The 10319-nt window shown below is 67.4% G+C and carries 12 protein-coding genes; 1 reads left to right on the forward strand and 11 read right to left on the reverse strand.

Annotated features, from left to right (window positions below):
• From Q4F73_RS06980 to Q4F73_RS07000, 5 genes are all read right to left on the reverse strand, one after another.
• Positions 1-129: histidine phosphatase family protein (locus tag Q4F73_RS06980; RefSeq protein ID WP_303358648.1), on the reverse strand; the 129-nt coding region annotated here is incomplete at its 3' end.
• Between the two features lie 4 nt (positions 130-133).
• Complete coding sequence (rsfS, locus tag Q4F73_RS06985; RefSeq protein ID WP_303358637.1) at positions 134-610, reverse strand: ribosome silencing factor; 477 nt, start codon at positions 608-610, stop codon at positions 134-136.
• 96 nt (positions 611-706) lie between these two features.
• Positions 707-1294 (reverse strand): nicotinate-nucleotide adenylyltransferase, encoded by a 588-nt coding sequence (nadD, locus tag Q4F73_RS06990; protein ID WP_303358638.1) that lies wholly within the window; start codon positions 1292-1294, stop codon positions 707-709.
• Positions 1291-2187: a hypothetical protein gene (locus tag Q4F73_RS06995; RefSeq protein WP_303358639.1), complete on the reverse strand. Its 897-nt coding sequence runs from the start codon at positions 2185-2187 to the stop codon at positions 1291-1293. Before Q4F73_RS06995 ends, nadD begins: the two co-directional genes overlap by 4 nt.
• Positions 2188-2208: 21 nt before the next feature.
• The gene (locus Q4F73_RS07000) at positions 2209-3486 is read right to left on the reverse strand and encodes a glutamate-5-semialdehyde dehydrogenase (protein WP_303358640.1); all 1278 of its coding nucleotides are present in this window, start codon (positions 3484-3486) and stop codon (positions 2209-2211) included.
• A gap of 139 nt (positions 3487-3625) precedes the next feature.
• Between Q4F73_RS07000 and Q4F73_RS07005 the strand changes: the two genes are divergently transcribed.
• On the forward strand, positions 3626-5020 hold the full coding sequence (locus Q4F73_RS07005) for an HNH endonuclease signature motif containing protein (protein ID WP_303358641.1): 1395 nt from the start codon (positions 3626-3628) through the stop codon (positions 5018-5020).
• Positions 5021-5022: 2 nt separating this feature from the next.
• Here the strand turns inward: Q4F73_RS07005 and Q4F73_RS07010 are convergent, their stop codons facing one another.
• The 6 genes from Q4F73_RS07010 to rplU all read right to left on the reverse strand — a co-directional run.
• The gene (locus Q4F73_RS07010) at positions 5023-5943 is read right to left on the reverse strand and encodes a D-isomer specific 2-hydroxyacid dehydrogenase family protein (RefSeq protein WP_303358642.1); all 921 of its coding nucleotides are present in this window, start codon (positions 5941-5943) and stop codon (positions 5023-5025) included.
• A gap of 21 nt (positions 5944-5964) precedes the next feature.
• The gene (locus Q4F73_RS07015; protein ID WP_303358643.1) at positions 5965-6873 is read right to left on the reverse strand and encodes a D-isomer specific 2-hydroxyacid dehydrogenase family protein; all 909 of its coding nucleotides are present in this window, start codon (positions 6871-6873) and stop codon (positions 5965-5967) included.
• A complete protein-coding gene (proB, locus tag Q4F73_RS07020; protein WP_303358644.1) occupies positions 6874-8094 on the reverse strand; it encodes a glutamate 5-kinase in 1221 nt (406 codons plus the stop codon).
• 30 nt (positions 8095-8124) lie between these two features.
• Positions 8125-9642 carry a GTPase ObgE gene (obgE, locus tag Q4F73_RS07025; protein WP_303358645.1) on the reverse strand — a complete coding sequence of 506 codons (1518 nt, stop codon included), beginning with the start codon at positions 9640-9642 and terminating at the stop codon, positions 8125-8127.
• 108 nt (positions 9643-9750) lie between these two features.
• Positions 9751-10023, reverse strand: coding sequence for a 50S ribosomal protein L27 (rpmA, locus tag Q4F73_RS07030; RefSeq protein ID WP_303358646.1), 273 nt, complete (start codon positions 10021-10023; stop codon positions 9751-9753).
• Between the two features lie 17 nt (positions 10024-10040).
• On the reverse strand, positions 10041-10319 hold a 279-nt coding region (gene rplU, locus Q4F73_RS07035), incomplete at its 5' end, for a 50S ribosomal protein L21 (protein ID WP_303358647.1).

The raw sequence follows: 10319 nt of genomic DNA on the forward strand, positions 1-10319 counted from the left end.
CGCCTGTCCGGCACGCGCCGCCTGTTCCCGCCCCAGGTCGGACAAGCGGGTGTCCAGATGTCCCTGCATGCGACGGGTCGCGTTGTAGTCGGTCTGACCGTGGCGGATCAGAATGAGGCGGCGTGTCATGAGGTCAGTACTCCTCGTCGATGTCACCCGGCGCTTCAGCGGCGAGCGGAATCTCATCGATGGACTCCACGGAGCGGGTGTCCACGTCGTCCTCGGACCAGGTGCCCGGGCGCTCCGGCGGTTCGAGGCCCTCGACGGCGATGAGGGGGCAGTCGCGGTAGAGGCGGTCGAGTCCGTAGAACTCGCGCTCCGCATCGCGCTGGACGTGGACGACCAACCCGCCGTAGTCGAGCAGCACCCAGCGGTTCTCGCGGTTGCCCTCCCGGCGCTTCGGCTCGGCACCGGCCTTGGTGAGCTCATCCTCGACCTCCTCGACGATGGAGGCGACCTGGCGCTCGTTGTCCGCGGAGGCCACGACGAAGACATCGGTGATGGCCATGACGTCGGAGACGTCGAAGACCGCGATGTTGCGGCCCAGCTTCTCATCGGCGGCGAGGGCCGCGATGGTGGCCAGGCGGCGGGATTCGTCAGAAACAGTCACAGAAGTCCTTCACAGGGTTGATGCATAAGAGCAGGTATAAGTCTCCCACGGAGCGTGGCACTTTTCCTAGTTTACGCACAGGGTGCGCCGCAGGTGTCAGTACAGATCATTCTTGGCGATGTACTGCACGACCCCGTCCGGCACCAGGTACCAGACCGGGCGCCCCTCCCCCGCGCGACGCCGGACATCGGTGGAGGAGATGGCCATGGCGGGGACGTCGATAAGATGCACGCGCTCCTGATGCGCCTCCGGCAGCATCTCCTCCGTGAGCTCGTATCCGGGGCGGGTGACGCCGACGAACTCCGCGAGGTCGAACATCTTGTCCCAGTCGCGCCAGGTGAGGATCGACTGCAGCGCATCCGCGCCGGTGATGAAGAACAGGTCCGCGTCCGGGTACTGCTTCCGCAGGTCAGTGAGCGTATCGACGGTGTACGTGTCACCGCCGCGGTCAATGTCCACCCGCGAGACATGGAAACGCGGGTTGGAGGCGGTGGCGATGACGGTCATGAGGTAGCGGTCCTCCGCCGGCGAGACCTTCTTGTCGGCCTTCTGCCAGGGCTGGCCGGTGGGCACGAAGACGACGCGGTCCAGCTGGAATCGGTCCGCCACCTCGCTCGCGGCGACGAGGTGTCCGTGGTGGATGGGGTCGAAGGTGCCGCCCATGACACCGATGCGCTCAGTCATGGACTCGGAGTATATCCGGTGATCCACCCGGCGAAGGTGTCCGCGACCAGCTCATCATGGTCGGTGGGGTCATCGAGGAAGTAGCGCGTGTGGACACCACCACCCGCGGCGAGTGCGTCCAGGGCGGCGTCGATGGTGAGGTCGCAGGAGAAGTCATCGGTCGTGCAGTAGTTCATGCGGTTGCTGTCCGCCTGCACCTCGCCCGGCACGCTGGAGAGCATGCCACCACCCCGGGCAGGGGCACCGATGACGGACACATCCCCCTCGCGCAGCAGTGGATTGCCCAGGTAGACGGAGCCGACGAGCTGACCGCGTTCGGCCAGGTGCCGCTCCTGCGCGCTGAGCACCGCCGCTCCCTGCGAGTATCCGATGAGGATGTACCCCGGCGCGCAGCCGGTCTGCGCCTCCCAGTCATCGACGTAGTCAAGCGCATTGCCGACGCCCGCCTGCACGCTGGCGATGAACCCCGTCACCGCGTCGGAGGCGATGAGATGTGCCGGTCGTTCCCGCACCAGGTCCATGGTCCGACGGGCCATTTCCAGCGGCGGGATGTCCTCGTCCTCGCGCGCCAGGGCCGGCAGGGGCAGCTTCGCCGGGTAGGCCTCGGAGTCCAGGGCGATGACGGGAACATCACGCATGAGTGTCGGGTGACGGGATTCCGCATAGTGGAGGAAGGCGCGGATGGTGCGCTCCTCGTAGCCGTTGGACACCCAGACAGATCCCGGCGAGTAGACGGTGGGGGTGAGCTGCTCATTCTGGTCGCTGCCCCGGGCGGCGAGCACCGCCACCGCCGGGCATTCCTGCGGCCCGGCCAGGGCAGGCGGTGTGGGGGCCAGGCCCGCGAACATGGCGGCCCCCAGTGCACCAGCTGCCACTTTCCTGATAGCCCACATGCCACGTGAGCCTACCCGAGGTCAGGGACGCGTCTGGCCGGTTCCCTGCAGGATCCACTTGGTGGAGGTCAGTTCCGGAAGCGCCATGGGCCCGCGGGCGTGCAGCTTCTGGGTGGAGATGCCGATCTCCGCGCCCATGCCGTACTGCTCACCGTCGGTGAAGGCGGTGGAGGCGTTGACCATGACGGCAGCGGCGTCGACCTCGTCGGCGAACTTCTGCGCGGTGGCGATGTTGGAGGTCGCGATGGCCTCGGTGTGCCCCGTGGTCCACCGCGCGATGTGCTCGATGGCACCCTCGACGCCGTCGACGACCTTGGCGGCGATGTCCATGGACAGGTACTCATCACCCCAGTCGGAGTCGTCGGCCTGCACCACGTCGGTGGCGCCGAATGCCTCCAGTTCGGCAACTTCTCCGTGGACGGTGACCCCGGCCTCCTGGAGGGCCTCGATGATGCGGAGCTTGGCGGCGTCGTCGTGGGCGGCGTCGATAAGCACCGTCTCGGTGGCGTTGCACACCGAGCAGCGACGGGTCTTGCCGTTGAGCATCATGGCGATCCCCTGCTCGAGATCACCTTCGGCGTCGATGTAGAAATGGCAGTTGCCGGTGCCGGTCTCGATGGCCGGGACGGTGGCGTTGGTGACCACCGTCTCGATGAGGCGGGCGCCGCCGCGTGGAATAACGACGTCGACCAGGCCACGGGCGGTGATGAGGTCCTGCACCGAGTCATGCGTGTCGCACGGCAGCAGCTGGACGGCTTCACGCGGCAGGTCGAAATCCGCGAGCACGCCCTGCAGGATGTCGACGAGCTTGGCGTTGGAGTGCTTGGCGGTGCGCGAGCCACGCAGCAGCGGCACGTTGCCGGACTTCAGCGCCAGCCCGAAGGCGTCGACGGTGACATTGGGGCGGGCCTCGTAGACCATGCCCATGACACCGAGCGGCACCCGAACCTGACGCATCTGGATGCCGTTGGGCATCACCCCGCCGGTGAGCACCTCACCCACCGGGTCCTGGAGGCCGGCGACCTGTCGCAGGCCACCGGCAATGCCCTCGATGCGCGCGGCGTCGAGGGACAGTCGGTCGATAAGGGCGTCGGTGAGCCCCTCGGCGCGACCGGAATCGATGTCCTGCTTGTTCGCGGCGATGATGTCATCGGTCTGCGCGATGAGGGCGTCGGCCGCGGCGTGGAGGATCTCGTTCTTCTTCGCGGACGCCAGCTGCGCCAGAACCGGGGCGACAGCCTTGGCCGCGCGGGCCTTGGTCAGTACTTCTTCACGTTCTGCGGTGCGCTGTTCAGTCATGGGTTCCGAGTGTAGCGAAATATGCTTATCGACGCCGCCGTCGGGATTCGAACACATTTTTTATTTCTGGGGTTGACAGGTGCCATTCGAGCGCTTATTGTCGAACATGTAAGCGACATTCGGGGAAGGGGTGAATACCATGACGACGAGGGAAAAGGCCCAGGCGGCCGTGCAGCAGATGTCTGCCGCGATGGAGATATTGCAGTCGATCATGCTCGACCCCTCCGCTGATGTTTTCGAGTCTGTCGCCGAGAGTTTCGAGGAGCTGGAGACGGTCCTGGCCGCCAAGGCCGCGCTCGACGCCGCCTTCGCCTACTCCGCCGACCAGGCCGCGGCGGGGCGTCGCGTGGGTTCCGCGCGCACGCTGGAATACCTCATTCAGAAGCTGAAGCTGTCCAAGCGGGAGGCGCTGCTCCGGCTGCGGACCGGCGAATCACTCTATGGCCCGCCACCACCTCCCCCTACCCCGGACCCGGAACCGGAACCAGTTGATCCGGCAGCGGCAGCCGAGGAAGAGGAGCGGCGCCGACAGGCCCAGAAGGCGGCACGCGACCAGGCCGCCGCTCGCTCCGCGGAGATTCTCCGCATCATCGAGGACGAACTGCGCCACCTCAACCCCACCTGCCAGCCCTCACGTGAGGAGATCTACCGCGAGGCCGTCGCCGCCGGCGAGAAGCGCACTCCCGAGGATCTGCGCACCTGGCTGCGTCGCCGGGTGGCCCAGGCCAACAAGGCCGGGGTGAAAGATCCCCTCGCCGCCTACCGCAAGCGGCACATCGGCCTGAGCGACCCGGACGAGGACGGCGGTCGCCGCCTCTACGGATACCTCCCGGCGGCCGACGCCGCATTGCTCGCGGCGATCATGGCCAACGGCGAGCATTCCGGGGCCAACCTGCCGCCGGACACCCCGGAGACCAGGTCCCTGAGCCAGCGGCGGCTCGACGAATTGATCCGCTCCCTGCAGAACGTCAGTGCCACCCGGCAGTCGGCCTCGCGCTACGGCGTCGGATCGGTCCTCTTCTCCGTCACCGCCGAGGACATCGAGAATCTCTCCGCTGACTCGGTGTTCACCACCAACACCGGAGACGAACTCACCCCGGTCGATCTCCTCCGACTGGGAGCCGCCCAGTATGACGTCCTGGTGCTCCACGATGCCGACGGGCAGCCCCTGGCGCTGGGCCGCGGGCACCGCCTGGCATCGTTCTGGCAGCGTATCGCTCTCCTCGCCGCCGAGGGGGTGTGCACCTGCGGCGACTGCACCACAGCCGGGGTGCATCTGCACATCCACCACCTGAGACCCTGGGAGGACGGCGGGACTACCGATCTGTCCAACCTCACCGGGATATGCCCGCCGCATCACGCGGACAATGATGACACCCGCACCGGTATCGGTGGCCGTGGGTGGATGGTCCGCTGCCCCAGCACGGGACGTGTGGGCCGCAGGGCCGGACCGGGTCAGCCCATCATCTTCAACGAGACCCAGGCCGCCGCGGAATCCAACGGCGCCCGTATCCGCCGGCGGGAGGCCGCCTGATGTCAGTACCCCGTGTCCAGGTTCACCTCGTTCGGCATTGTCTCCCCACGCTCGAAGGCGGCGGCATTCTCCACGACCAGGCCGCCGGTCCGCTCCTGGATGATGGTGTACGTGTTCGCGGTGTGCGGGGTGATCATGCAGGTCTCGATGTCCCACAGCGGGTGATCATCAGGCAGGGGCTCCGGGTCGGTGACGTCGAGGGCGGCGCCGGCGATGGTGCCGTTACGCAGGGCCTCGACGAGGTCGTCGGTGTGCACCAGCGGCCCGCGGGCGACGTTGACCAGCACGGCGGAAGACTTCATCTGCGCGAAGACATCCTTGTCGATCATGTGGTGGGTCTCGGGGGTCAGCGGGGCGAGCACCACGGCGACGTCCGCCTGCGGCCACACCTTATCGACATCTGCGATGGCGTAGGACTCGTCCGCGCCTTCCACATCGCGCCCCGAGCGGGTCACGGCGATGATCTTCACCCCGAAGATCTGCAGCATCTCGATGAGCTTCACCGCGATGCGGCCGGCTCCGATGATGGCGATCGTCTTGTTGTCGAACAACCACTGCTTGCGCTTGTCCACCTCGCGCCGCACCGACCACTCCCCCGCCAGGGTGATCATCTTGTGCATGTGCAACTGCGCGAGCAGGATCGCGATGGTCGATTCCGCGACGGTGTCGTCGTAGAGCCCGGAGGCGCACGCCCACCGGACTCCGCCGGGGCGGATGAGCCCGGCCTCGAGGAGGGCGTCGATACCCGCGAACGTGGCCTGGACATAGCCGATGTTCTCCGGCAGCGGATCCGGGAACTTGTCGGGTCCACCGTTGAAGACGAGGAAATCCGCCTCACGGATATCCTCGACGAACGTGTGACCGGCGGCCTCGATCTCGGCGATGGCGTCCGGCCACTCCTGGGGCTGGAAAGCGAACTTCATGCGACCACGCTACCGAAAACTTCAGTAGCCGAGTGTGATGTCCACCTCGGTCGGCATGCGCTCGCCCGCTGCGAAGGCGGCGGCGTTGGCGATGATCTGCGGGGCGATCATTCGCTGCGCGATGCGCCCCGTCGCGGCGATGTGCGGGGTGATCGTGCAGTTGGGCAGACGCCACAGCGGATGCCCATCCGGCAGCGGCTCGGGGTCGGTGACATCCATCGCCGCCCCCGCGATCTGCCCGTCACGCAGGGCGTCGACCAGGTCATCGGTGACAATGAGCTCCCCGCGGGCCACATTGACCACCACGGCCGTGGGCTTCATGCGGGCCAGCACGTCGGCATCGACCATCCCGGCGGTCTCCGCGGTCAGCGGGGCCGCGAGGATGACGGCGTCCGCCTCCTCCCACACATGATCGGCCTCCGCCTGCGCGAGGGTCTCGTCGGCTCCGGCCACCGGACGTCCGGAGCGGTTGACCGCCACCACCCTCACGCCGAAGGGTGTGAGCATGGGGATGAGGGCGTCGGCGATGCCACCGGCACCGATGATGGCGACGGTGCCGCCGTCGAAAAGCCAGCCCTGTGCGGCGTCAATCGGGCCGCGAGCCGAGAAGGAACCGGCCAACGTTGCCGCCTTGACGTGGTGGAGCTGCGCCAGCAGGAGGGTCAGGGCGATCTCAGCGACGGGACGCCCGTACACACCGGCGGCATTCGCCCAGCGGATGCCGGGACGGATGAGGCCGGCGTCGAGAAGCCTGTCGATCCCGGAGAACACGAACTGAATGAAGCCGAGCGACGAGGGCAGCGGGTCCGGCAGCGGACCACCGGTGTAGATGAGGAATTCCGCGTCCTCCGGCGCCACAACCTCGTGACCGGCGGCCTCCACCTCGGCGACCACCCCGGGCCACACGCCCGGGTACATGCAGAACTTCATCTACAAACGGGAGGCGTAGTTGGAGAGGTAGTCGGCGTGGACTACAGGACGGCGCTGCCCCTCCGGCAGCTCGTCGGTGTGCTTGCCCAGCATGCCCACCAGCTGCTCGGAGTCGTAGGCCACTTCGCCGCGGCCGACGACCTGACCGTCGGGGCCGATGATGTCGACGATCTCGCCGGAGTGGAACTCACCCTCCACGGCGGTGATGCCCACCGCGAGCAGGGAGGTGCCACCGGCGGTGACGGCATTGACCGCGCCGGCGTCGAGGCGCAGGGTGCCGCCGGTGTCCGCCGAGTACAGCGCCCAGAACTTCCAGGCGGAGAGTCGGTCCTCGCGCGGGTGGAACACGGTGCCCACGGAGGCGTCCTCGAGCGCGGGGCCGATGTTGTCGGCGGAGGTCAGCAGGACGGGCACACCGCCACGGGAGGCCAGGCGCGCTGCGGAGACCTTGGAGGCCATGCCACCGGTACCCACCAGGCCGCCGTCTCCGGCGACGACACCCTTGAGATCCCGGCCGCTGCGCACCTCGGAGATGAAGCGGGCGTCGGCCTCCGCGGGATTGCGGTCGTAGAGGCCGTCGACATCGGACAGCAGCACCAGGGCATCCGCGCTGGTCAGGTGGGCCACGATGGCGGAGAGACGGTCGTTGTCACCGAAGCGCATCTCGGAGGTGGCCACCGTGTCATTCTCGTTGACGATCGGGATGGCGCGCAGCTGGCGCAGGCGGTCGATGGTGCGCTGGGCGTTGCGGGCGCGGTCGCGTCGACCGGCGTCGGAGGCGGTGAGCAGCACCTGGCCGATCGTGCGGTGGTAGCGGGCGAAGGAACGCCCCCACTGGTGGGCGAGGTGGACCTGGCCCACCGCGGCCGCCGCCTGCTTGGTGGCCAGATCGGTCGGGCGCTGGGTCAGGCCCAGCGGGCCCATCCCGGCGGCCACCGCACCGGAGGAGACGACGATGATGTCCGAGTGGACCATGCGGGCCTGCAGGGCGTCGACGATGTGGTTGATCTTGTTGGGGTCGACCATGAAGTCGTCGTTGGTCAGCGAGGAGGAACCGATCTTGACCACGACGCGCTTGGCCTGCGTGATGTGGGAACGCATCTCCGACTCATGGCCGAACGCGGGGCTTCGTTCCGGCGACACCGACGGGCCCGGGAACTCGACGTCGTCGTCCTGGTTCCGGTAGGGGGACAGGGGCAGTCCAGAAGGTCGCGTAATCATGATCCCCCAGCCTACCGAACCCCTCCGCGGCTAGCCCTCCCAGCGATCGCGGGAGGCCTCCTCGCCGTCACCGAAGTCGAATTCGTCGATGAGTCCACGACGGGCCTGGGACGCGCGCTTACGCTCGGCCGCGGAGGTGCGCTCGGTGGACAGCAGGCGGGCGTCCTGGCCACGGCCGGCCACGGTCGGGTCCACACCGGAACCGGTCAGCGGCTCCCACTCGAAGGAGATGTCACCGATGGTCACCTGCGCACCCTCGTGGGCACCGGCCTTGCGCAGCGCATCCTCGACACCGATCTTGTTAAGGCGGTCGGCCAGGTAGCCGATGGCCTCGTCGTTGTCGAAGTCGGTCTGCTTGATCCACCGTTCGATCTTGGCACCCTTCACGATGAAGGCACCCTCGAACTCGCGGTCCTCCTCGACGGTGAACTCCGGCTGACCCTTCTTGCGGGCGTCGACGGCCTGCGGGCGGATGATGGTGTGCTCGGTGTCCACGGCCACCTTCGGGCGACGGCGGCGGTCCTTCTTGATGATCTCCAGCAGCTGGTACTTCAGCGGCTCCAGACCCTGGTGGGCGACGGCGGAGACGATGAACACCGGCCAGCCGAACTTCTCCTCCAGATCCTCCTTGAGGAACTCCGCCAGCTCGAGCGCCTCGGGCACGTCGGCCTTGTTGAGCACGACCACCCGCGGGCGGTCCCCCAGATCCCCGAGACCGAGGTCACCGTCGAGCACGGACTCGTAGGCGGCCAACTCCGCCTCCAGGGCCTCGATGTCCGAGATCGGGTCGCGGCCCGGGTCCATGGTGGCGGTGTCGACCACATGCACCAGCACGGAGGTGCGCTCAATGTGGCGCAGGAAGTCCAGGCCCAGGCCCTTGCCCTCGGAGGCGCCGGGGATGAGCCCCGGGACGTCCGCCATGGTGAAGGACTCGTGCCCGACATTGACCACACCCAGGTTGGGCGCGAGCGTGGTGAAGGGGTAGTCGGCGATCTTCGGCTTCGCCGCCGAGAGCACCGAGATGAGCGAGGACTTGCCCGCGGACGGGAATCCCACCAGGCCGACATCGGCCATGGTCTTCAGTTCCAGGACGAGGTCGTGCTGCTCGCCCTCCTCGCCCTTGAGGGCGAAGCCCGGAGCTTTCCGACGGTGCGATGCCAGCGCCGCATTACCCAGACCACCGACGCCACCCTCGGCGGCGATGAAGCGGGTGCCGGGGACGGTGAGGTCGGCGAGGAAGTCCCCCTGCTCGGACATGACGACGGTGCCCACCGGCACCTCGAGCACAAGGTCCTCACCACGCGCGCCGTGGCGGTGGCGGCCGGCGCCGTTGGCACCGCGGGAGGCCTTGAGGTGCGGGCGGAAGTGGAAGTCCATGAGGGTGTGGACCTGGTTGGACACCTCGAGGATGATGTCACCGCCGTGGCCGCCGTTGCCGCCGTCCGGACCACCGAGCGGCTTGAACTTCTCGCGGTGGACGGACACGCAGCCGTGGCCGCCGTCACCGGCGGACAGGTGCAGGACAACGCGGTCTACGAAGCGCGACATGGAAATTCCTCCTGGAGGTGTGGTTGTTGTCCCAGACTAGCCGGGATAATGCACGAAGCCCGTCGCTCCCCAGCGGGGGTGCGACGGGCTCCGGGACGAAAAGACGCACTAGGCGTCGACGGTCACAGCCTCGTTCTCGACGATGTTGACCATGCGACGGTTGCGCTTGATGCCGAACTGGACGGCACCGGACTTGAGGGCGAAGAGAGTGTCGTCGCCACCGCGACCGACGTTCTCGCCCGGGTGGAACTTGGTGCCGCGCTGGCGGACCAGGATCTCACCGGCCTTGACCTGCTGGCCACCGAAACGCTTCACGCCGAGGCGCTTGGCCTCGGAGTCGCGGCCGTTGCTGGAGCTGGATGCACCCTTCTTAGTTGCCATTGGTTACCCTCCTTGGCTTACTTGATACCGGTGACCTTGATGACCGTCAGCGGCTGACGGTGACCCTGGCGCTTCTTGTAGCCGGTCTTGTTCTTGTACTTGAGAATGTCGATCTTCGGGCCCTTGGTGTGCTCGACGATCTCCGCAGCGACGCTCACCTTGGCGAGGTCCTCGGACTTGGACGTGACGTTGGCACCGTCGACGAGCAGAACCGGGGTGAGAGCCACGGACGCGCCCTGCTCACCCTCGATCTTCTCGACCTTGACGAGGTCGCCTTCGGCAACCTTGTACTGCTT

This window comes from Corynebacterium sp. (genome assembly GCF_030535495.1).
In the GTDB taxonomy this organism is placed as follows: Bacteria; Actinomycetota; Actinomycetes; order Mycobacteriales; family Mycobacteriaceae; genus Corynebacterium.

Excerpts from the sequence above, each read along its gene's own strand:
- obgE (WP_303358645.1), bottom strand. The coding sequence starts at position 9,642 with ATGTCGCGCTTCGTAGACCGCGTTGTCCTGCACCTGTCCGCCGGTGAC.
- nadD (WP_303358638.1), bottom strand. The coding sequence starts at position 1,294 with ATGACTGAGCGCATCGGTGTCATGGGCGGCACCTTCGACCCCATCCAC.
- rpmA (WP_303358646.1), bottom strand. The coding sequence starts at position 10,023 with ATGGCAACTAAGAAGGGTGCATCCAGCTCCAGCAACGGCCGCGACTCC.
- proB (WP_303358644.1), bottom strand. The coding sequence starts at position 8,094 with ATGATTACGCGACCTTCTGGACTGCCCCTGTCCCCCTACCGGAACCAG.
- Q4F73_RS07015 (WP_303358643.1), bottom strand. The coding sequence starts at position 6,873 with ATGAAGTTCTGCATGTACCCGGGCGTGTGGCCCGGGGTGGTCGCCGAG.
- Q4F73_RS07005 (WP_303358641.1), top strand. The coding sequence starts at position 3,626 with ATGACGACGAGGGAAAAGGCCCAGGCGGCCGTGCAGCAGATGTCTGCC.
- Q4F73_RS07010 (WP_303358642.1), bottom strand. The coding sequence starts at position 5,943 with ATGAAGTTCGCTTTCCAGCCCCAGGAGTGGCCGGACGCCATCGCCGAG.
- Q4F73_RS06995 (WP_303358639.1), bottom strand. The coding sequence starts at position 2,187 with ATGTGGGCTATCAGGAAAGTGGCAGCTGGTGCACTGGGGGCCGCCATG.
- Q4F73_RS07000 (WP_303358640.1), bottom strand. The coding sequence starts at position 3,486 with ATGACTGAACAGCGCACCGCAGAACGTGAAGAAGTACTGACCAAGGCC.